General features: G+C 41.2%; 20 protein-coding genes, 1 tRNA gene and 2 pseudogenes. 6 read left to right on the top strand and 17 right to left on the bottom strand.

Going from position 1 to position 23698, the window contains the following annotated elements; genetic code table 11:
- The 6 genes and pseudogenes from HMPREF9007_RS06190 to HMPREF9007_RS06215 all read left to right on the top strand — a co-directional run.
- A pseudogene (locus HMPREF9007_RS06190) lies at positions 1-460 on the top strand (SusC/RagA family protein); the annotation flags it as partial.
- Positions 461-478: 18 nt separating this feature from the next.
- Positions 479-2038 (top strand): RagB/SusD family nutrient uptake outer membrane protein, encoded by a 1560-nt coding sequence (locus HMPREF9007_RS06195; protein ID WP_008762846.1) that lies wholly within the window; start codon positions 479-481, stop codon positions 2036-2038.
- 13 nt (positions 2039-2051) lie between these two features.
- On the top strand, positions 2052-2930 hold the full coding sequence (locus tag HMPREF9007_RS06200) for a putative zinc-binding metallopeptidase (RefSeq protein WP_008762845.1): 879 nt from the start codon (positions 2052-2054) through the stop codon (positions 2928-2930).
- 12 nt (positions 2931-2942) lie between these two features.
- Positions 2943-4199, top strand: coding sequence for a DUF4302 domain-containing protein (locus tag HMPREF9007_RS06205; protein ID WP_008762844.1), 1257 nt, complete (start codon positions 2943-2945; stop codon positions 4197-4199).
- 17 nt (positions 4200-4216) lie between these two features.
- Positions 4217-5251, top strand: a complete 1035-nt coding sequence (locus tag HMPREF9007_RS06210; RefSeq protein ID WP_008762843.1) for a BACON domain-containing carbohydrate-binding protein — start codon at positions 4217-4219, stop codon at positions 5249-5251.
- 205 nt (positions 5252-5456) lie between these two features.
- Positions 5457-6647, top strand: coding sequence for a hypothetical protein (locus HMPREF9007_RS06215; protein ID WP_008762842.1), 1191 nt, complete (start codon positions 5457-5459; stop codon positions 6645-6647).
- A 278-nt stretch (positions 6648-6925) separates the two neighbouring features.
- On the opposite strand, the gene HMPREF9007_RS06220 is transcribed toward HMPREF9007_RS06215, so the two are convergent.
- From HMPREF9007_RS06220 to HMPREF9007_RS06300, 17 genes and pseudogenes are all read right to left on the bottom strand, one after another.
- Positions 6926-8170: a DUF4861 domain-containing protein gene (locus HMPREF9007_RS06220; RefSeq protein WP_008762841.1), complete on the bottom strand. Its 1245-nt coding sequence runs from the start codon at positions 8168-8170 to the stop codon at positions 6926-6928.
- Positions 8171-8322: 152 nt separating this feature from the next.
- The gene (locus tag HMPREF9007_RS06225; protein WP_008762840.1) at positions 8323-9126 is read right to left on the bottom strand and encodes a gluconate 5-dehydrogenase; all 804 of its coding nucleotides are present in this window, start codon (positions 9124-9126) and stop codon (positions 8323-8325) included.
- Between the two features lie 39 nt (positions 9127-9165).
- Positions 9166-10008, bottom strand: coding sequence for a 5-dehydro-4-deoxy-D-glucuronate isomerase (kduI, locus tag HMPREF9007_RS06230; RefSeq protein ID WP_008762839.1), 843 nt, complete (start codon positions 10006-10008; stop codon positions 9166-9168).
- Positions 10009-10272: 264 nt separating this feature from the next.
- Positions 10273-10346 (bottom strand) — tRNA-Gln (locus tag HMPREF9007_RS06235).
- A 108-nt stretch (positions 10347-10454) separates the two neighbouring features.
- Positions 10455-11747, bottom strand: a complete 1293-nt coding sequence (gene tyrS, locus HMPREF9007_RS06240; RefSeq protein ID WP_008762838.1) for a tyrosine--tRNA ligase — start codon at positions 11745-11747, stop codon at positions 10455-10457.
- Positions 11748-11831: 84 nt separating this feature from the next.
- On the bottom strand, positions 11832-12521 hold the full coding sequence (locus HMPREF9007_RS06245) for a TatD family hydrolase (RefSeq protein WP_008762837.1): 690 nt from the start codon (positions 12519-12521) through the stop codon (positions 11832-11834).
- Between the two features lie 28 nt (positions 12522-12549).
- Positions 12550-12771: a membrane protein insertion efficiency factor YidD gene (yidD, locus tag HMPREF9007_RS06250; RefSeq protein ID WP_032814320.1), complete on the bottom strand. Its 222-nt coding sequence runs from the start codon at positions 12769-12771 to the stop codon at positions 12550-12552.
- A 50-nt stretch (positions 12772-12821) separates the two neighbouring features.
- On the bottom strand, positions 12822-13211 hold the full coding sequence (rnpA, locus tag HMPREF9007_RS06255; protein ID WP_008762835.1) for a ribonuclease P protein component: 390 nt from the start codon (positions 13209-13211) through the stop codon (positions 12822-12824).
- Positions 13212-13216: 5 nt separating this feature from the next.
- Positions 13217-13963 carry a uroporphyrinogen-III synthase gene (locus HMPREF9007_RS06260; RefSeq protein WP_008762834.1) on the bottom strand — a complete coding sequence of 249 codons (747 nt, stop codon included), beginning with the start codon at positions 13961-13963 and terminating at the stop codon, positions 13217-13219.
- A gap of 4 nt (positions 13964-13967) precedes the next feature.
- Positions 13968-14691 (bottom strand): annotated as a pseudogene (locus HMPREF9007_RS06265) (DUF4271 domain-containing protein).
- Positions 14688-15275, bottom strand: coding sequence for a TIGR00730 family Rossman fold protein (locus tag HMPREF9007_RS06270; protein ID WP_008762833.1), 588 nt, complete (start codon positions 15273-15275; stop codon positions 14688-14690). The pseudogene HMPREF9007_RS06265 and the gene HMPREF9007_RS06270 overlap by 4 nt, the downstream one beginning before the upstream one ends.
- Positions 15276-15372: 97 nt before the next feature.
- Positions 15373-17625 (bottom strand): carboxypeptidase-like regulatory domain-containing protein, encoded by a 2253-nt coding sequence (locus HMPREF9007_RS06275; protein ID WP_008762832.1) that lies wholly within the window; start codon positions 17623-17625, stop codon positions 15373-15375.
- A gap of 12 nt (positions 17626-17637) precedes the next feature.
- Positions 17638-18648, bottom strand: coding sequence for a DUF4249 family protein (locus HMPREF9007_RS06280; RefSeq protein WP_008762831.1), 1011 nt, complete (start codon positions 18646-18648; stop codon positions 17638-17640).
- A 24-nt stretch (positions 18649-18672) separates the two neighbouring features.
- Positions 18673-19662 carry a thioredoxin domain-containing protein gene (locus HMPREF9007_RS06285; RefSeq protein WP_032850616.1) on the bottom strand — a complete coding sequence of 330 codons (990 nt, stop codon included), beginning with the start codon at positions 19660-19662 and terminating at the stop codon, positions 18673-18675.
- Positions 19662-20642, bottom strand: a complete 981-nt coding sequence (locus HMPREF9007_RS06290) for a hypothetical protein (protein ID WP_022471747.1) — start codon at positions 20640-20642, stop codon at positions 19662-19664. Before HMPREF9007_RS06290 ends, HMPREF9007_RS06285 begins: the two co-directional genes overlap by 1 nt.
- A gap of 36 nt (positions 20643-20678) precedes the next feature.
- Positions 20679-21056, bottom strand: a complete 378-nt coding sequence (locus tag HMPREF9007_RS06295) for a DUF3244 domain-containing protein (RefSeq protein WP_008762828.1) — start codon at positions 21054-21056, stop codon at positions 20679-20681.
- A gap of 138 nt (positions 21057-21194) precedes the next feature.
- Positions 21195-22838, bottom strand: coding sequence for a tetratricopeptide repeat protein (locus tag HMPREF9007_RS06300; RefSeq protein WP_022471748.1), 1644 nt, complete (start codon positions 22836-22838; stop codon positions 21195-21197).
- Between the last annotated feature and the right edge of the window lie 860 nt (positions 22839-23698).

The raw sequence follows: 23698 nt of genomic DNA, 5'->3' as shown, positions 1-23698 counted from the left end.
TTTATTTATCACTTATTCATTTGGAAATGTTATCCGTTTAAATCCCGTATTCAAAGCATATTATTCGGATCTAACGGCAATGACTCGTGAATTTAAAAATCGATGGACACTCCCCGGAGACGAAGCAAAGACTAATGTTCCTGCTATTTTGAGCAAACGTATGTACGACAGCAATGAAGACTTGAAGTATGCCTACAACGCTTACAATTATTCAACAGAACGCATTGCAAAGGGGGATTTTATCCGTCTGAAAGAAATCTCACTGGCTTATGACTTCCCCAAAGCATGGATCAACCCATTGAAGTTAACAGACCTCTCGCTGAAAGTCCAAGCCACCAACCTTTTCTTAATCTATGCGGATGATAAGCTAAATGGTCAGGACCCGGAATTCTTTAATGCAGGTGGTGTTGCCTCACCGGTTCCCCGCCAATTTACTATTACTTTAAGACTGGGGTTATAATTTAAAATAAGAACGAATATGAAGAAATACATAATAATGGCCAGTGTGGCCGCGCTCGCAATAGGGCTCTCATCGTGTTCTAATTTCTTAGATGAGCTTCCCGACAATCGTACCGAGCTGAATGAAAACAATGTTGGCAAAATATTACTTTCCGCCTATCCTACTACAGCAATCTGTGAGATGGGGGAAATGTCATCAGACAATACTGATGCTTATCCGAATCGCTTTTCTTCTTTCAACCGTTTGCAAGAAGATCTCTATAAGTGGGCAGACTCTGCAGAACAAGATCAGGACTCTCCCCATGCACTTTGGGAATCTTGCTATATGGCAATCTCTGCCTGCAACGAGGTTTTGAAAGTGATTGAAGACGCAGGAAATCCAGCTTCTCTTAGCGCTGAAAAGGGAGAAGCCCTAGTATGTCGCGCCTATGCTCATTTTTTACTTGCCAATATATTTTGTAACGCTTATAGCAGCCAAGCAAGTTCAGACTTGGGTATCCCCTACATGAAAACGATAGAGACAACCGTAAGCCCTGATTATCAACGCGGAACTCTAGAGGAGGTATACCAAAATATTGAGAAAGATCTATTGGAAGGTCTAGATCTGGTTACTGATATTTATGCAGTCCCCAAATATCACTTTACAAAGAAAGCAGCTCAAGCTTTTGCTGCACGCTTTTACTTGTACTATGTAAAATCGGATAAATCCAATTATACTAAGGTGATCGATTACGCAACAAAAGTATTAGGAAGCAATCCAGCCACCTCTGTACGCGACTGGAAATCTTTGGGTGCACTAGACATAAATGGCAGTGTTCAGCCAAATGCTTATGTAGATGCAACGAATGGCGCTAACTTATTATTGGTCAGTGCAGGTTCTTATTGGGGATATGTTCATGCACCTTATGGACTAGGCGAAAGATACGCCCATGGACCGAAAGTAGGCAATGAGACATGCAATTCTGTTGGTCCTTGGGGAAGTGACTATTACATGGGTGTTTGGAGCAACTCAAGTGCACTGCCGACCAAAATCGTTGTTATGAAAATAACTCAATATAAAGAAGTGGTTGACGCAGTAGCCGGAACAATCAACGGACACATGATCAATGCAGCATTTACTACAGATGAAACATTACTCTGTCGTGCAGAAGCTTATGCGATGAAAGAAATGTATCCACAGGCAATTGCTGATTTAAATATATGGCGAGAAGCATACACACGTTCTACTACCCCGCTTACCACAGAATCTATAAACGATTTCTACGGAAGCATGGAATATTACACTCCTACTGAATCTACAGTTAAGAAAAAATTGAATCCCGACTTTACTATAACAAATGAAACACAGGAAAATGTAATCCACTGCATACTTCATGCACGACGTTTAACAACTTTACATGAAGGGTTACGCTGGCAGGATATTAAACGCTACGGTATTACTATCTATCGTCGTTTAATGAATGATAATGGTACTATTACCGTCACAGATAAGCTGGAACCCAATGATCCTCGTCGAGCAATACAGATACCGAGCGATGTTATTTCAGCCGGATTAAAACCAAACCCTAGAACTAAATAAAAATCGATAAGTTATGAAAAAATATATAATATATACATTGATCGTTACTATAGCCGTTTTTTTAGGCTCATGTAATAAAGATGATATTGATACCAAACGCAGTATATTTGATCCTACTGAAGTTTATGAGCCCAACGAGTTTGACAAATGGCTACTTGACAACTATGTTTACACTTATAATATCCAGGTGAAATATCGTCTGGATGACAATGAAACGGATGTAGAATATCATCTGGTTCCAGCCAAGTATGACAACGCAATTACATTGGCTAAGATTGTAAAATTTGTATGGATGGAAGCTTATGACGAAATATGGGGAATTGACATGACCCGTACGTATGTCCCTAAACTACTCCAATTCATTGGAAATGTTGCTTATACCGAGTCAGGTATGATCCTCGGACAAGCCGAAGGAGGAATGAAAGTAACCCTGTTTCGTGTAAATGAAATAGATAAAAACAATCTCAGTGTAGCTCAATTAAATGAGTACTATTTCAAGACAATGCATCATGAATTTACACATATTCTTAATCAGAAAAAAGCCTATGATACATCATACGATCGTATATCGGAATCCGACTACGTAGGTTCAAGCTGGTATAGGGTATCTGAGTCGGTTGCTCTGCAAAAAGGATTTATCTCTCCTTATGCAATGGACCGTGCTACGGAAGATTTTGCGGAGATGGTTGCTATTTATGTCACCAATGACGCTAGTACTTGGGAAGATATGCTAGCAAGTGCCGGCACAACAGGAAGACCGATCATAGAAAAGAAATTTGAGATTGTATTTGATTACATGCTCAATTCCTGGGGACTTGATTTAGACAAATTGCGCGAAATTGTTTTGCGCCGGCAAAGTGAAATTACCGAATTAGATTTAAGTACGCTTTAATAATTGTAGGATATGAGAAAGATTAAAATATATGGCTTACTGACTTGCGTTTGCCTGATGATGCAATCGTGTCTGTTTAATGAAGATGATATCTTTGATGAATCTTCTGCACAACGGGCTATAGCCTCCGTCAACGAATGTCAGGAGATTTTAAAGGGCGCAGCCAATGGGTGGTTACTCGAGTATTATACAGGAGAAGACGGAGAATATGGTGGCTTCAATGTTTTGGCACGATTTGATGGCAATAATGTAATTATGGCTGCAGATTTCGCTACAGATAATTACGAAATTGGAGAAGAATCTACTTCCTTGTATAAAGTTGAATCATACCAGGGAACAGAATTAAGTTTTGATTCATACAATGAATTAATTCACGAATTCTGTGAACCGAGTGGTTATAATTCACCAGGATATGCCGGAGATTATGAGTTCGTCTTCAGAAGCGTTTCAAAAGAAAAGATCGTACTGACTGGGAAAAAACATGGAGTAACGTTGATCATGACACCTCTGCCTGCTGAAACAAATTGGCAAGAGAAACTGACCAATATTGCCAATGTCGTTTCACAGGCTTCATATGTAACCTATAAGTTAATTGTGAATGGTCAGGAAATAACTAAAATGGGACAGGAAGAGCATGCCTTCTCAGTTACCAAAGTAGACGAAACCGGTGAAACAACCGTAAGTCTATATCCGTTCATATATACAGAGGAAGGCATTAAAATGTATGAACCATTAGTAGTTAATGGAGTAGAAATAAACAACTTCAAATGGGATAATGAAAACCTTACATATATTTGTACAGATACAGGTGTAGATGCAAAAATAGAATTCTATTGTCCGGAAGGATATCTCAACTATTTAGGCAACTATATACTACAATTAGCAAATGGGCAACGTATACAACTTGAGCTCAAACAAAAAATGATAGGAAAATCATTTGCAATGAATTTTGCTTTGAGTGGTACTCCTATTGAATTTGTCTATAACTATAATATGACAACAGACTGTATTGATGTACCTTCTCAGACAGTTGGCGTATATCAAGGTTACAACGTATTATTATATCCAGGAATTCCCGGAGGCAATTTCTATGCAGATGACTCAGCTGTATTCCAAGGACGTATTGCAAATACAGATCCGCTTACAATTAAGTTCACTTATGTAAACAATCCTATTTGCACCCTTATGTTGCTGGTATATCAAAAAACAGACGGTTGGTATGGATTCTCTACAATGTTCCAAGATGTAACATTGATAAAAGTTGATTAATTAACAAACAGCATATTATGAAGAAAATAACAAGCATATTTGCATTATTATTATGCGTATTCGTCTTCTCATGTAGTAACGACGACGATAAAGAAACATCTTCTTTGCAGATTGTTAGCTCAAATGTCACATTTGAATCTGCTGGAGGAACCGGTACAATAAAAGTTAACGCAATAAGTGAAATTACTGCTACCTCCAATAAAGATTGGTGTACCGTAAGCGTGAATGGAGATATTATAAATGTTTCTGTCATTGAAAATAATGATATGTCCGGACGTACGGCAGCAGTAACCATAACAGATGGTGAAGCATCCACTTTGGTTCCTGTTTCACAGGGTGGCTGTGTTATTCTGTATAATAAATCAGAATTGGGGCATGCTTTTACTTATGCCGGTGGTTCTGCTACAGTATCTTTCTCAACCACAGCATCTTATTCAATAGAAGTACCCGCCGAAGCCCAAAGTTGGTTATCATACACACTTGACGAAGAAAACAGAACTATAACATTTAATGTTGCTGCGAGTGCTGATAAAACCCCACGAGGAGCGGCAGTTAAAGTTACCGCAGGTAAAAAAACGATTTACTATCATCTTGGAGAGTATGAATTGAAAGACATCGCAGGCAAATGGAGAGTATCCTTTGTTGATGGAGATGATAGTACTCTAGCTGGAGAAATAGAAGTAGTTCAGGATGAAGAGGAACCTACCATCTTCTACTTGTCAGGTATTTCCAATTTCTTTGACCTACCGTTAATCTATAATGGAGAGGCCTTACTCACAATGGGAGGTCTTAATTTAGGAACATACGCTGGGAGATATAACATCTATACAGTAACATTGTCTGAAGGTGGATATGTCAGTTGGGATATGTCAACGCAATATGTTGCTTATCCGTCATCCATCAATGGCAAATTTGCATTGGTATTTGGTGATAATGGTTCCTGGGATGGAGACGTAGTCAATGGCATTGCCTACTGGGCATTCTCCGGTGCTGCGGGAACAGGAAGTGCAGGATGGTTGGAGAAATTCAACGCTCTTACACTAAGCAAATAAGACGGCAAGCGTGCTTAGCTAAGTCTGTCTCTCTAACATGTATAAGATTTAGCTTTACATTAATTATTCATATAAAGGGTGTTCAACATTGGACACCCTTTACATTATCCTTTTCCATATAAAAAGCAATACAAAAGATGATGTTATTATTAAATTAATTCGTATCTTTCGGACACACAAAAAAGTTAAACCAACAATCACACATATGAAAATGATTCTTTTCCGACTAATATGTTTAAAGACATGCCTACTATTAATCCCTGTACTTTACGCACAAAACAACTATCGTCCGGGATTTATCATCACTGTTCAGAAAGACACAATATATGGAGAAATCGACTACCGTACAGATAAGATGAATGCTAAACGCTGCGTCTTTCAATCACAAGGTAATGATACCGAACCAGTAACCTATCATCCTTTCGAAATCTTGGGATACCGTTTTACAGACGACGGTAAATACTATGTCTCCAAGAACATAGAATTGAAATACGGTGTCTCTACCCCCGTCTTTCTCGAATATTTGCTACAAGGAATGAAAAGCTTGTACTACTATGAGACAGAAGATAACATACCAATCTATTTTGTTGAAGATAATAATACCCTTGTAAAAATAGATGCGCCCAAACTGTCCAAGCAGGCTACCAATATACAGTTTAAAGGCCAGACTGACCGATATATTCCCCTTCTTCATTACGCATTCAAAGACTGCCCAAGCCTGGCTCCCCAAATAGACCGGGCCCGTTTCAGCCGAAAGGAGATAATAAAAATCACAAAAGAATATCATTATGCAATGTGTACCAGCAATGAAGATTGCATTGAATTTGAAGCAAAAGAAGATAAACGTTCAATACAGTTAGATATAACTCCTTATGTAGGAGTTATTCAATATAATGTACCATCGGGTAGTCCGATCGGGCTCTATAGCTCACCCGAACTATCTTACCTGGCAGGAGTCACTTTAGCTATCAGCAATAGACGGTGGATGAGTTCGCTCAGTGGTTGTTTTGATGTGTCTTTTTCCCGCATAACATCCTCTGCAAGATCATTGAATAATGAAAATTCATCCACTATATTTAAACATAGCGGAACAATGTTTTCGGGTAAGTTAGGAATACGCTATACCTATCCGAAAGGAATGGCGCGACCATTTGTTGAGCTTGGAGCAGACTTCAGTGGAATGATCAATGCCAAGATAAAGATAAATGATAAGAGCGAGAGATGGCTGGATGGTGTCTACCCTGGCTATTACGCCAATGCGGGAGTAAACTTCAAACTTTCGCGGAAAAACAAACAAATGATATGCATACGCGCTCAATTCAAAGGCTTAAGAGACATGATGGAAAAATCAGCCCTCGTTAATGGATGGTCAGGAGTGATAGGATATACATTTTAAGTACTGCATTATTCGTTTATATAGTACTCACACTAGGAAATCTCTTATAAAACCGTTTTTCTTGTTATACCCATATTCTACCCGACAATAAAACTCCCCTTATTTCAGCCTTTCGAATGAAATAAGGAGAGCCTTATATAACTGGGTTATCAGCTATTAATACTTGACTTCTCAGGTATTAATAACTGACGCGACAAGTATTAATACCTGAGAAGTCAGATATTAAGACCTGTCGTGACATATTAGAATGCTTGTACCAGAGTTTATTAACTACCGTCTTAGTAAGTCACCGTCAACGGTGTACGCACCTTCTGCGCATACTCAGCCATATACGCATTCCACGCATCAACCGTCTTGATAGCAGCCTTATCCCAGGCAGAACCCCAGTAATAAGTATATTCCGAGCCCGGTTCATACTCGCTGATTGCCAATACATGACCGTCAGCTCCACCGCGTAGCTCCTTCTTCTCCTTTTCCGGGAAAAGAACCGTCTTTGCCTCTTTTACCAGTGAAGGAAATGCAGCGCCGATAAATATCTTACCGTTACCCCCGCTTCTGTCGGTTGTAGGGTCTACATAGGTGATATAGCCGTTTGCAGCGTCTGCTGTAACCACACCGTCCGGTTCACGAAGAACGATTCCGGTAGTCACAGGCATCGCTTCTTTCAGGTTAGTATACGAAACAACGGTTTTATTCAGGTAAGAACCAGCATCCAATGTGATGACACGCGTCTCCACCACGTTAGAGTCGCCACGAACAGTCAACGGATTAAATTCCAGCTTCACTGTGAAACGCAGCGGGCCATTATCAAGGATTTCCTGTGTCCGATAGCAATAAGGATAGATAATCGTATCACCCGCCATCAGAGCGGCTGTACCGCAGCCCAGCGTAGGACCTACGGCATAACAATCCATCCCGTAGCCGTGGTCAATGTGATAAGAGATGGCATTTTGCAGTTCGGCAGCCGCTTTAGGGTCTGTCTTTTTCAGTTCGGCAATTCTGGCACGCTTTTCCTTATCCAGTTCTTCAGCGTAAAGGCTTTCAAGAATCGGTTCCGTAGTGTTATACTTCGTAAAGAGGTCGTAGCCGAAACCACGTTCACCACGCTTCTGCAAGGCAGGGCCATAGGCACGGTATCCGCCCAGGTCATTCTCCCATGCCACGTCGTCCAGACGTTCGGGATAATAGCGGCCGCAGGCAATTACATTATACGGGTCGGGAGTACCGGATTGGATAGTATAAGTGGCTGTGCCATTTGCTTTCACCGTAGCCGGGAAAACCACTTTCTCGTCATACGTTACTTGATAAGGTACTTGCTGGCCATCTTCACCAAGCACTACGATCTGAGCCGTATCAGCCAGCTGCAGCTTGGCTGTAACGTCACTCATCGGAACTTCAACCATTTCACCTGTGCGCTCCAACGCCAGAGGATTGGTCACTGTAACCGTCATTGACTGCTTGCTGTCAGCACAAGAGGCAAAACCCATCAGGGCAATAGCAGCCAAAATAAATATCTTCTTCATATTATACACAACAAATAAGGGGATAGAATCAGGTAAAAAAACGAAAGGGGATAAATGTAAACCGTAAACTATTCAACAGAAAAACGATAAGGTGACAGGCGGTAAAGAATCTCCTTACCACCCTATCACCTTATAATAATCTCTTGTTATCGTTATTTCGGCTGTTTTCCGATATAAGCCAGGATACCACCGTCTACGTAAAGAACATGGCCGTTAACAGCGTTAGAAGCCTCAGAAGCCAGGAATACGGCAGGACCAGTCAGTTCTTCCGGATCCAACCAACGACCGGCAGGAGTCTTGGCGCAGATGAATGAATCGAACGGGTGACGGCTTCCGTCTGCTTGTTTCTCACGAAGAGGAGCAGTTTGCGGAGTAGCGATATAACCCGGGCCGATGCCGTTACACTGAATGTTGTATTCACCATATTCAGAGCAGATATTGCGAGTCAGCATCTTCAGACCGCCTTTGGCAGCAGCGTAAGCCGATACAGTTTCACGACCCAGCTCAGACATCATAGAGCAGATGTTGATGATTTTACCGGCACGCTTCTTCATCATGGCAGGCAACACAGCCTTAGAAACGATGAACGGAGCGTTCAAGTCGATATCAATCACACGACGGAAGTCAGCAGCTTCCATTTCGTGCATAGGAACACGGCGGATAATACCGGCGTTATTAACAAGGATATCAATCGTACCTACTTCTTTCTCGATAGTAGCAACCATTGCCTGAACAGCCGGTTCGTCTGTTACGTCGCATACATAACCGTGAGCTTTAATTCCCTTTTCAGCATAGGCAGCCATGCCTTTGTCTACCAACTCCTGGTTGATGTCGTTAAAACATACAGTAGCGCCTTGTTCTGCGTAAGCAGAAGCAATTGCAAAACCGATACCGTAAGAAGCACCTGTAACGAGAGCTACTTTACCTTTCAAAGAAAAATTCAAATACTGATTCATAATTTTTTGTTATTAAATGATGAAAACTATTGTAGTTGTTTATTTTAAATCTGTAATTAATGAGAAGTCCTGATCGCCATAATCGAGGTTTTCACCGCCCATACCCCAGATAAAGGTATAGTTGTGGGTAGCCGCAGCCGAGTGGATCGACCATTCGGGAGACAGAACAGCCTGATCGCCCTTCATCCATACGTGACGAGTTTCGTCCACCTCACCCATAAAGTGGCAGATAGCGTGCTCTTCGGGGATTTCGAAGTAGAAGTAAGCTTCCATACGACGGCTGTGCACGTGGGCAGGCATCGTGTTCCATACGCTTCCCGGAGCAAGTTCCGTCATACCCATCTGCAGCTGACAGGTAGGCAATACCTGATTGACCAGCATCTTATTGATGTTACGGTGGTTGGAACCTTCCAACGAGCCCATTTCAGCCACTACGGCATCCGCTTTCGTCACTTTACGGTCGGGATAGTTGCGGTGTGCGGTCAGTGAGTTGAAATAGAATTTGGCAGGATTGGAAGCGTCTTTGCTTTCGAACGTCACCACACGGTCGCCCGAACCAAGGTAGAGGGCTTCTTTATAGTCAAGTTCGAAAACCGCATCTCCGGCTTTCACTACGCCCGGTCCGCCTACATTGTAAATACCCATTTCGCGACGGGTCAGGAAGAACGGAGCCTTCAGCGGGTCGATCGCTTCGAGTGTCAGCACCTCTCCTACCGGAAGCGCGCCGCCTACAACCATACGGTCGTACATGGAGTACACCATATTCACTTCGTTGGGAACAAATATTTTTTCGATTAAGAAATCGCGACGGATTCTTGCAGTATCATAACTTTTTGCATCCTCGGGATGCGCAGCATAGCGAATTTCATAGTTCGTTTTCATACCTTATTTATTTATAGTTATTGAATAAGCTCTCTTTCTCAAATGCACATCGTTTACGTACACGATGCAAAAATAGTAAAAGAAAACGGGTTAACCTTGCAATTTTGTTCCAATTATCCACCAAAAATGTCCAGAATTGATGCAATGTACATCTTTTTAACGAACTATAATACGTTTTGAAGGAGTTTGACGACTATTTTCAATGATACAAAACGATATAAAAAAAGGAAGCTCCAATAATCAATGATTATCAGAGCTTCCTTTTGGTTGTCCTACCAAGATTCGAACTTAGACAAACAGAACCAAAAACTGTTGTGCTACCATTACACCATAGGACAAACATATGCGCTTTCTGTTAAAAAGCGGTGCAAAGATAGAGGTTTGCAAGCAAACCTCCAAATATTTCGATTACTTTTTTACTTTGCCACCTTGCAAATCGCTGATTTTTACTTCGCGATCAGCAGAAAATAGTTCTTTTTACCACGCTGAACAAGCAGATATTTCCCGTCAAGCAGATCGGCAGTCGTAATAACCTGGTCAAAAGCTTCCAGTTTTTCTTTATTCAATGATACGCCACCGCCTTGAACCAACTTACGCATTTCGCCTTTCGAAGCAAATACAGCCGCATTATCGACAAACAGATCAACAGCCTTCACTCCTTCCGCCAAGGCGTCACGAGAGATTTCAAACTGGGGTACGCCTTCGAATACAGCCAGCAACGTATCTTCGTCCAACTTGCGCAATGACTCGGAAGTAGCGTTACCGAACAGGATATTAGACGCATCTACCGCTGCATTGTAATCTTCTTCGGAGTGAACCATGATAGTCACTTCCTTGGCCAGACGTTTCTGCAAAGCACGCAAGTGCGGAGCCTGCTGGTGCTCGGCCACTAATGCTTCGATTTCTTCCTTCTCGATCGAAGTGAAAATCTTGATATAGCGTTCTGCATCAGAGTCGCTTACGTTCAGCCAGAACTGGTAGAACTTATAGGGAGAAGTATAACGAGGGTCCAACCAGATATTTCCAGATTCAGTTTTACCAAACTTACCACCGTCAGCCTTTGTAATCAGCGGGCAAGTCAGCGCGAACACCTCTCCCCCATTGGTACGGCGGATCAGTTCTGCTCCGGTAGTGATATTGCCCCACTGGTCGGAACCGCCCATCTGAAGTTTACATCCTTTAGTTTCATACAGATGAAGGAAATCGTAGCCTTGAAGCAGCTGATAAGTAAATTCGGTGAATGACAGTCCGTCACGTGCTTCTCCGTTGAGGCGACGCTTTACAGAATCCTTTGCCATCATATAGTTTACAGTGATATGCTTACCTACTTCGCGAACAAAGTCAAGGAAAGAAAACTCTTTCATCCAGTCATAATTGTTCACTAATTCAGCACGGTTAGGCACATCCGACTCGAAGTCGAGAAACTTGGCAAGCTGTTTTTTGATACACGCCTGATTGTGACGCAATGTTTCCTCGTTCAGCAGGTTACGTTCTGCCGATTTTCCGGAAGGGTCTCCAATCATACCTGTAGCGCCACCGATGAGTGCCAGCGGCTTATGGCCGCAGCGTTGTAAATGACGAAGGATCATCACTCCACAAAGGTGACCAATGTGTAGCGAATCGGCAGTCGGGTCGATACCCAAATAGGCAGTCACCTGCTCTTTGTTTAACAACTCTTCCGTTCCCGGCATGATGTCCTGCAGCATGCCACGCCATCTCAATTCTTCTACAAAATTCATCGTATTACTCTTTTTATTAGGTTTTTATTGTCTTTCAATTCCATGTGCGACAAAAGTACGACTCTTTCTCGGAAGATACAACTCTTAACGCCTAAAAAAGACTTTTTGAATATTTTCCCGAATCGCCTGCCGCAGCTCTTCCGCATCCGTGCTTCGTGCTTTCGCCACCTGCTTCAGCACTTCTTCAATGTCGACCGGACTGTCATCCGTCTCCAGAAACAGGTGACCGACAGGCACTCCCTTCACTGTTTCCTCCGGATAGTGCACACCGAAAGAAAGATAAATGCCGTTCTTTATCAGTTGCCCTGCCTGCTGCGGTTTCCCGCGAAAGCCGTGCCAAATCCAGGACTGAGCCGGATTCAGTTTCTTCCTCACCGCCAGCAACTCATCCATCGCCTTCACACAATGAATAATCAGTGGCAACCGATACTTCTCCGACAATTCCACCTGCTTCTCAAACATCCTTACCTGAAGCTCCATCGGAGCAGCTGTCAGTTTATCGAGCCCCGCCTCTCCTACCGCCACAAACTGCTCTTTCACAAGCAACTGCTGCAGAAGCTCAAATTGCTCTTCCGCATTGCGTTCCGTCAGTTTCCAGGGATGAATGCCGGCCGAATAGAAATATCCCTCTTTACCTGCCGTCCTGACATCCGAAGCCGACAGGCACAGCGAATCATCCACCGGTAATGGAAAATTGATAATCGCCCTGCCGTGGGAAGCATCCTCCGACTTGTGAGTATGAATATCCAGAATATGACTCGCGTTATTCTCCATATCTCTCGTTCTTTAGGGTAAATCGTTTTTAAGGCACAGGATCGTAACCGGAACCACCCCACGGATGACATCTGAGGATGCGCCGGACAGCCAGATAGAGTCCTTTGACGGGACCGTGTTTCTTGATTGCTTCGACCGCATAGGCCGAACAGGTGGGCGTAAACCGACAAGACGGAGGGGTAAGGGGCGAAATACACACCCGATAAAAATAGATAGGGATCAGCAGTAAGAATGAAAACACCTTCCTCACAAGACTTTTCAGGGACATCCAGCAGACGGACACCCGGTGAGCACAGGGTTTCATAAGGATAACTTTTCAGAAATGCGCGAAAGCGCTGTCTTCATTTTCTCTTCCAGTTCGGCAGTGGCTACAAGTTCGTCCGACAGATAGATAAAAGCGATTGCCAGACGCTGCCCTTTGTTTTGCAAACCGTCCAGCAGTGGCTGTTTGTTCTTCCGGTAGACTTCGCGTATCTGCCGCTTCACCCGATTGCGCTTTACAGCACGTTTGAAACGCCGCTTCGATACGCTGATAAGTATCGTTGCCGGCACTTCACCTTGTTCTATGGGCATATATACAACGCGTATCGGAAAGATGGAAAACGACTTGGAATGGCCGCCTTCGAACATCTTTCCGATCAATATTTTACTATTCAGCCTTTCGGCTTTACGCAAAGTATATACGCTCACGCTGTTTATTTATTGTTTTCCTTGATGAACATATCAAGCGCAGCCGTCATTGACGGAGCCTGCACAGTCGGTGCTTCAAGGTCCAGACGGAGTCCGGCGTCGCGTACAGCTTGCGCGGTAGTCGACCCGAAGGTACCGATTCTGATCTCTTTCTGGTCAAAGTCCGGGAAGTTCTTCTTCAAAGAAGTCACTCCGGCAGGGCTGAAGAACACGAGCATGTCATAATCAAATTCCTCATCCGATGTAAAGTCATTGCTCACAGTGCGATACATTACAGCTTCTGTATGCTGTATGTTATTCTTGTCGAGCAGGTTTTTCACATCATCATTGTGCACGTCCGACATAGGGACGAGATATTTCTCCGTTTTATGCTTTACGATAGATGGCACCAAATCTTCAATCTTTCCGGTAGCACCGAAGAAGATTTTACGTTTGCGATATTGCACATACTTCTGAATGTACAATGCAACCGCTTCTGTGACACAGAAATACTTCATTGTTTCCGGAATAGTCACACGCAGCTCCGTACACAGATTAAAGAAGTGATCGATTGCGTGGCGTGAAGTGAATATAACGGCAGTGTGATCAAGAATTGAAACCTTCTGTTGCCGGAATTCTTTCGCCGAAAGACTCTCGACCTTTATAAACGGCCGGAAATCTATTTTTACGCCATATTTCTCTGCTATGTCGTAATAGGGAGATTTCTCTGACGCAGGCTTAGGCTGCGAAACTAGTACTTTTTTAATTTTCAACGTCCTAAATTTTTATTAGCAATACATTGTTTACCTGGATCATTCCCTGATAGAGTAGCAGACAGGGTATGATTTCAAGAGCGCAAAAGTACAAAATTAATAGGAAAGCCGCACTTAATTGATGAAAAAAAAAGCTTTACCCACTTATAAAACATCAATATTTTAGTAAAAATTAGAATAATTAGTCCGATTATCACTAAATTGGTCAGATTCAGATCGAAATAAACAAGGAATAGAACAAAAGGAAAAAGGGCGAAGCCGACGTAATATATGAGCGTAGAATAAGATTCCAACCATATATTTGTCTTGTTTTTGTCAAAAAACACCCACCCGAGGAACATATAAAGTAACCATTTCAGTAAAAAATAGGCAAGGCAGAAGCCGACATAAATCCCCAATAGCAGGAGAGGGGAGACCTTGGTCATCAGCATCGGACATGTATCATGAAAATAATTGAAGAACACGATACCTGTCAATACACAGGTCTGCACTACCAGCACGAGGAGATAGCGCACATCGGCTGCCGTAGAACTATCAAAAATGCTTGTCCGCTCGCGATGCAGTACAAAGTCTTTCACCTGTTGGGTGAGAAACTTCTTTCCGCGAGCCAGAGCGATGGAGGAAAGAAAGAAGCAGGCAAGCAATGTCAAGGCAATCACATCATCCGTACGGGGAGAGTAGGAGATAGGGATTCCCTCGAATCCGGAGTTCAGTATATCGGCTATCATATGGCTGCAAATTTACGGATAGAAGCGTCCCATACGGGAGTTATCTGAAGTAACTCCACCGCTTCTTCCGGTGTTTGTGCCACTTTCCATATATCACCGTGTTGCTGGCGCATGAAGTTTTCCTCTATGGCCCGTTCGAGCATTTGGAACAGCGGATCAAAAAAGCCGTTTATATTCAGAATGATAATCGGATTCAGATACAGTCCGAGCTGTTTCCATGTGATGATTTCAAGCAATTCTTCCAAAGTGCCGCATCCGCCCGGCAAGGCAATGATGCCGTCGCTCAGATTCGCCATCTTCTGCTTGCGTTCGTGCATGGAAGTGACTTCGATCAATTCCGTCAACCCTGTGTGATGCCAGTTCTGTTCGACCATGAAGTGGGGGATAACACCTGTCACCTCACCGCCATTCTTCAGAACTGCGTCGGCTACGGAGCGCATCAGTCCGATGCTTCCGGCACCGTTTATCAGACGGATATGTTGTTTGGCAAGCAGGCGGCCGAGTTTTTCGGCTGCTTCAAAATATACGGGGGCTATCTTAGTGCTGGATGCGCTGTATACGCATACGGAATGTATCTGATTCATTGTCTTTTGCAAGTTTACTGGATGAATGGGTACAAAAGTACAAAGAAATCATATACATATCAAAATGAATGTGCAATTTATGTTTCGGTTTGTTTTTTTAGAATTCAAAGCTATAGGTTATAGACGGAACTATGCCATAAAGGTAGATTTTATATGTCTTCGCAGCATCCATAGAATAATGCACATCTCCACGCCCCGCATAAATAGAAAATACATTCTTCCTGTTATAAAGATTAATAATCGAACAAGTAAGAGTTCCTTTTTTCATACGATAGGCTGCCGATAAGTCCAATTGGTGGTAAGCAGGTGCACGATAGCCGTTTCTCGAACTATAGATATATAAAAGAGCTCCTTGAAATTCATACTTACCAACCGGAAGAGTCAGATTCATCCCCGAACAATAAGAGAAAGTAGAAGATAACGACCATCGTTTATTGATATTATAGTTCAGAAACAGTTTCAGATTATGGGGACGGTCGTATACTGGACGATATTCCGTATCCTTTATATTAGCCAGTCGGTTGCGGACATGAGAAAGTGTATAGCTCGCCCAGCCCGTTAAATCTCCTTTGTTCTTGGATAGATAAAATTCCACCCCATAACTTTCGGCTTCTCCTTGTTCCACCTCCTTCTCAATCAAATTATTCATGAAGATATTCACATCATCTTTAAAATCAATAATATGATCCGACTTTCGATAAAAAGCTTCCATGGAGAATGTATATTGGCGATCTAACTTATTCCACTCATATCCGACAGCTAACTGCCTCATAACTTCAGGCTCCAAATTTTTATTAGCTGGAATCCACATATCCGATGGAATACCGACAGAAGAGTTTGAAAGCATGTGCAAATTCTGCGAAGCTTGATTAAAAGATATATTCAAACGGTTATTATAATTCAGATCATAAGAAAGTTCCGCTCTCGGTTCGGGAACGATGAAAGTCTTTCCTTCGTAACCGGGTCCCGAAGGGGTATAAAGTGCAGCCAAACGAATCCCTCCATTCAATTGGAAACGGGAAGCGAACCGGTATTCGATCTCTCCATAAAGTCCAACATCCAGCATTTTTCTCCGATCCATCTGAAAAGGGACCACATGAGTGAAGCCTCCATAGTTATCAAGGCTGCCCGGTCTTGTAGTAAAAAAATGCAGCGCTCCTCCAGCTTTTATTTTCAGATTGCGGGAAGCAGTATGCTCCAAATCGTACTTCAGTTGATAAGATTGCATATTTGACTTCCACAAATAGTGCAACCCATCCGAATAATTTTTATAGCGATAGTAGTAATTACTAAAAATAGCACTCAGATTGGTATAAGTCTTATGGTTCAGCACATGATTCCAACGGAAAGTAGATGTAGCATTTCCCCAATCCATTCCATATCCCCGCACAAATCGGTCAAAAACAGTATGGTCGCCACCTGTATACACTGAGAAATAAATTCGGTTACGGTCGTCAATAATCGTATTAATCTTTGCGTTTACATCGTAGAAGTACATCTGTGGATCTGGTGCAAACTTATTTCCCAATAAACTGCAAGTCAGTCCGGGATAAGCAAATCTGCCAGCAACCAAATAAGAACTTTTATCCTTTTTCAGTGGTCCCTCAAACATGACCTTCGAAGCAACCAACCCGACTGTAGCCATTCTCTTATGTTTCTTATTATTTCCCTCTTTCATACGTATGTCAATAACGGAAGAAGCTCTTCCACCATAGTTCAACGGAAAATATGATTTATACAAATTCACGCTTTGCACCGCATCGTTGTTGAACGCAGAAAAGAATGAAAGAGCATGATTGGGATTAAAGACGACAGCCTCATCAAGCAGAACTAAATTCCCCCATTGATTACTACCACGCACAGAAATATTATTTGCCCCTTCATTCCCACTAGCAACTCCAGGGAGGAACTGCAGGGACTTCAGCAAATCGGGTTCACCACCTACTGTCGGCAATGCCTGTATATCTTTCTGCCCTAACCGAAACTGACCGGTATGTCTGCGGTCTGCCACTACTTCCACATCTTTTAGTTGATAATCGCCCGGCTGAAGTGCAAAGTTTAACACCTTATCCGAGATTATATTCAAAGTATCCGTCTGCGTAACATAGCCCAAAACAGAACACCGAATAATTCGTTTCCCTTTTTCAAGACTTATCGAATACATTCCATACGAATTTGTTGAAACTCCAACACCCGAAGTATAGTCGAAAACATTGGCATCAGACAATACTTCTCCTGTCTGCCCGTCAACGACACGACCTCTCACAACCAACGTCTGTGCAGATAGTTCCGATAAAGAACTACAACCCAAAAGCACAAACAATGATATGCAAACAACCGATTTCTTCATTGCAATATTATATTAATGCCTTCTATCTACAAACATTCCCTTCTCAGAATAAGCACTTACCCGGAAGAGCCCCCATACGTTACCACTAATATTACTTTTCACATTTGTGGGAGTAGGGGTATATGCACCTCCATCTGTCCGAAGTTGCTCAATAGCCTTATCATAAATATCGTAGCATGCTTTGGATATTGTTTCCATTGTGATAAATACAGAATCACCAATGACTGGATAATGTGACCCAGGTGCAATATTTCTCACCCCCTCTCCATCACTCACAAGAAGATCCACTACTGTATCAGCCAAATGTTCATCGCTCAGAATGGAATATCTCCAATTTTCATCAGCCCGAAACAACCAATGAATAGATGAAACGGGGAATGTCAAAGAAGAATATTCTTTTACATGAAACAGATAATAATTTTCGATCTCCGGTTGATTGACAAAACTGATAATAGGAGCCCAAGATGCCGTTTTTCCTTCTCCTAAATCAAAATTCTGTACTTTCAAATCGGTTATTTCAGTCTTAGGGATCATTGTTTCTGTGGCTGTATGATGTTCTCCCTTATAATAGATATCCAATGTATAGGTATGACCTTCTATACCATAAATTTTTGTAGTTATATATACCCCACGTCCCCTATACCGCCCATTACCTAATGGCTCATATTCCATTTTCTGAGTTCGGTAATTGTAATAATGCAATTCCACATAAGAAGAGCCTTCTTCTTCTTGAGGAATTAGTAACTGGAGAGTATCTTTAATTCCTGCTGTAACATCTTCTATCACAATCTCGGCATCCTCAATCCCTTCATAGTAATACTTCTCCGCCGACATAGTAGCTGGCTTAGTCAGTTGAAAAAAGTAAGGAGGAGGACCACTTGAGATAAGTCCTCGAAAGACAATTCCATTGGCTATATTATCAGGCATATCGACTTTAAATTCTTCTTCACAGGACAGGAAGAAAAAACAAAAGGAACAAATTCCTATTTTTATAAGAAAAAGAAAACATATAGATTTCTTCATAGTCAGTTATAGGTTCTTCAGTTTTTACTGCAATTCATATTCTAAAAGTCTAGATAGTTCTTCATACGAATTAGTCATGTATACAAGACGGTCATTAATGATGATAGTAGGAGTTGCAAAAATTCCTCGATTCACCAAATCATTTATAGTTTTATCTAGCATCTCGTAGTTCTCAGACGAAAGTAGATCTCGCTTAAACCGCATCATATCTAAGTTCTTGCTCCTTGCCAAATTAAATATATAAGTGGAATCAGCAACTCCTTCATATGCAAAAATAGTATCATGAAAGTCCCAAAATTTATTTTGCCGACCGGCTGCCTCACAAGCTAATGCAGAAAGGGTAGGGGAATCGCCAAAACTGACAAAACCGAACTTTACTCTATCTTTATATTTATCATAAATGCGTTGTAATGTACGCTCAAATGCCACACAGCGTTCACAAGTAAAATCAGAAGCTACAATAAAGCTAACATAAGCATCCATGTTTCCTCTATAATAAACACATAAGTCGGTTATTACGCATTTAGGCTGTTTGGGAGGAAAGATATACTTCTTAATGCTTGCTTTGCTATACAATGAATCAACTAACTGCTGGATAAATATTGAACGGAGCTTATTTTTCAGAGTAAGTTCCCCTTCCATCGTTTTTGGGGAGGAACCATACAATTGACTTCTTACTATATTCACCTGATTATCAGCTAATTTATAAAATGCCTTGATGCTATCTAAATTAGTACCTGTTCTCATATCTACATATAGTTCCAAATATTGCTCAGCAGTCATGTTTTGTTTTTTAGCTTCTTTATCCAATAGTTTCTTCTTTATCAGATCATCCAATACTTTTGATTTTATTTCATAAGCCATATTCAATAAATCAAAAAGTTCCTGTTTACTAGCTTCCGACAGATCTGATAAAAGAATAGTTTCGTCATTCACTTCCGCCACTATTTCCTTATTCGCATGAGAACAAGAAAATAGCAACAGAAGCAAAGATATGCATAATAATTGTTTCATCAATATAAACGAGATGGGTAAAATCTATTATTTTTACTAAATTTAGCATCTGTACTTAAAGATACTGAATAGGTCGTATTTCCATTTTCAGTAATCCCAAAATCATTTAATGCTACAGACTCGTTAAAACTATTATCTAAAGTATATCCAAGATTGTATCTTTGTATCCAGTTTTTATTATTGCTATCTTCATCATCACAATGAATCGTTCCAGTTGCAGCATTGGTAGTCGACAATAAACCATATTGTATACCAGCAGGACCAAAATAATTGGCTATACTGAAAGATGATCCATTAGATGGAAATCCCCAAGCTAATGTTACATCGTCATCTATTTTCGTATAACCGCCAAGACTGGCTTTACTATTATAAAGATTGTCATTACCTTCTACATAGTTAGACGGATTATTATCTTCCGCATCATGGTGGCAAACAATTACATCCATTTGACGGTTTTCCCTACGATACTCTTGAGTTAATGTCAGATTATAATTAATATGGTCAACAAGTAATACGCCTCCGGGATAATAACGACTTGCATTTGTTAAGCAGAAAACAAAATTGACATTACCATTTTCAATATATGTAGCACCTACATTTCCCGTAGTATACGAATTGTCTCTCTTGTCCTCACAATCCATAGATATTCTAAGTTCTTTGTATGTACCGCAGCTACTGATTTTGAACACACCAACAACACCCCCTTTTGCTGCATACACACCTCTCATCACCCTCTCTTTAGCCACAGATTCACGATTCATCAATTCTGCCTTATACTCATCCATAGATGCTTGAATCTCAGCTTCACTAGCCAAAGTCTCGATCTTTTCTCCCTCGTCATCAGCTTCCTTAGCCTTAACGTCATCATACTCGCTATTCAATTGAGCCAAATCCTGCTCAGTCTCCGGCAAATAATAACTGTCGCTACAAGAACTGCATATTACGAATGCAGCTAATGCGATAAAAATATTCCTTTTCATCGTGTTCTACGGTTAACCACCACCATAAGTTTTTCATTAATATTCAAGAATAAAATCACCTGATAAAATCGAATTTACGATACTAATTTCTAAAGAATACTCGCCAGCAGCCTCTCCTGTAAGGTCAATTTGGAGTGTAGTTACATTCAAATCGGTGGATGAATAAACAATCTCACCTGTTTCAGAATTTTTCACTGTAATCGTTGCTGAACTAGCAACAACAGGGAAATCAACCGACAACAATGAACCATCAATATAAGCAGTCGGAAGAAGAGGTATTGAACGATGAGAATCCTGCATTCCTTTACTTTTCAGTTTAATGCTCTGCCTAGTTGCCAACCCCATAGCAAAAGTGTCAACACTTACCTGAAGTAACATTGTCAATAAAAAAAAGAATAGAAGTTTTGTTTTCATAATAATTGTGTTTTTAAAATTCTGTTTCAAAGATACACAAGTATGATGAATAAAGCTGTTCTTATGAGGTAACAACGGTAACAGCCCTTCCAACAAAAGGTAACAGTCAGTAACAAAACATCAGTAACAAACTAATTATCAACAGAATATATATTCAAATATATCCTCTCTCAATTTTCCTTTAATGCGACTCTTCCGCATCTTAAGAGCTTCCGAAGATACATTCATTAATTCTAAAATGACTATATTTGAACAATGCATCAATGAGAGTACACAATAAAATAAATCATCGTTAGTCAAAGCCGGACAACACTTTTCCAAATTCGCCATTACGTCAATAAACGCCTTGCGAATCGCCACATTTATCTCAAACCTAGAAGCACTCATCGACAGCAACTGTTTAGGAGTTGCTGTCTCCATCGCCTGCAGTTTCTTATAACATTCAGTTACCTCAAACATAGACATACATAGTTTGAACTGCCGTTCTCCAAGTTCTACCAATTTATTTATATGCTCCTCTTCAGATTCCATAGCTTTTTCTTCCCTTAGCTCCATAGTGTCCACACGCTTCTGCATAAGCTCTTTTTGCAGAGCAATATAACGTTTCTTTCTTCTTCTATCATTCCACATGAAAAAGAAAACACCTGCTAGCACAAGAATAAAAACAGTACCTACCAAATAGCCAATCACGGCTTGTTCTTGCCGGGACACCATTCTTTTATGCTCCTCCAATTGATGATTGTCCATTAATTCATCAAGTTTTTGTCTATCAGATAATTCTTGAATAGAATCATAAAGAACCATATAAGCATCAGCGTTCTGCACCGCAGCTTCCCAATTACCAAGTCTCTTTTCCAACTCATATAGCCCGTCATAACGTGCAGCCCTCCCATAGACATCTTGTACATCTTTATTCAGAGCAAAGTAATACCGAGCAGAATCAAGTTGGTCCAATTCGAGCATAATTTCTCCTTTATGACGATAAACCTTGTCCAACTCATCCGATTTTAGCATTGATATTACTTTTGAAATATATTCATTAGCTCGAACATATTCTTTCTTCTGCTCATATACTGTCGCAAAGTCATTATAGAGTATTGGTAACCGACTCGAATCGTGAGTAACTAATACACAATCATAGGCTTTCCGGAAATAACACAATGCGCTATCCAATTGATTCCGCATCAAAAAAACATGCGCCATTCCCCTTAGCGAATAATAGGCATATTTCTCATTTTTATAAAGAATTTGATAGGCTTTTTTATAAGCTTCCATAGCCACATCATATAAATCTTCCTCCAAATAACATTCCGCCAGATTATCATATATCATTGCCAAGAATGCATTCTCATCAGGCATTAACTGAATAGCATCTAAATACTTATCCACAGCAAAAGGAATACGCCCCATATCCCGATACGTAGCTCCCCAATAATAGTGAGCCTGCGCAGCCCGCAGACTTTTCTTCTTACCATAATAATTCACCGCTACTTTTATCAATGAATCATCACTCAAAGTTACATAATTCTTATGCCGTGCCTGAGTCAGCAACAAAGCATACAACGCCCTATCGCCACGTGATAACTTTTGTGGAAATGGAATACTTTCAAGGAAAATCAAAGCACTATCAGGAAACTCAGTCATTAAAGAATCAGCATGCAACAATAGTTGATTTTCCTTTCGAGAAGTACAAGAAGAAAGGAATAAAAGAAAAAGACCGATAAAAACAGAGAATCGGAGCCCCATACGCTTGAATAAATAATATGTTCGTGTACCTGTCATTATCGTTTTGTATTATGATAATACAAAGAAAAACCTTTTTTACGACACCAACAACCTTTATGTGTAAAAATAAAGATAAGCTGGACACATTATAGACAAAAACAAATTAAATCTCCATATTCCATACAATGAAAAAATATCCGCATTCAGTATTTTCAGTTTCGCCCGCAAACGCCTTGTCGGAAGGGGATAGCGGCTGAAGGCACAGTTTTACAACCCCGTTCTTGAAGCTTTATGAAGGGAGTAAGGTGCTTCAGTCCTTTCAGTCCCCAAAAACAATTTCGAACTTGATACCGTTCAAGATATCAGATGGTACCTCTCAGTGTGTCAGAAAGTACCATTCCGCAGGTCAGCCAGCACCATTCAAGGAGTTGGAAATCTCCCCATATTTTATTCATTCCTACACAGGCTTTCCGCTAATTACTATCCGACTCACTGTGTATAATGAATAAACTCTGCCAACAGTTGAAATAGAACCTGCATTTACCTCAAACAGAGCCTGTATTCAAGATAAACAGAGCCTGTATCCAAGGCAAACGAACTCTCTGTTTGATCAGAACACACTCTTCGCTTGATTGATCTGAAATAAGCCGGCAGCTCGCCAACTTTCACCTCGGAGGCGAACAGACTTTAGCTCGGCGATGAATGAAGTTCAGCTCGGGGCTTACAAAATTTAGCCCGTATGTCAGGGCTGAAAGAACTGAAACCACCTGACCCCCTTTCAAAGTATGTCAGAGACGGGGTTGTAAAGCTGTGCTTTCAGCCGCTATCCCCTTCTGACAGGGAGCTTGCGGACGAAACTGAAAAAGCTGAATGCAGATTACAGGATAATAATAGCATAGAGTAAAAGTCATACATCT

The organism is Bacteroides sp. 1_1_14, from assembly GCF_000162515.1.
Classification (GTDB): Bacteria; Bacteroidota; Bacteroidia; order Bacteroidales; family Bacteroidaceae; genus Bacteroides; species Bacteroides thetaiotaomicron.
The sequence above is the reverse complement of the archived record's forward strand: the minus strand, read 5'-3'. Positions and strand labels throughout refer to the sequence as shown.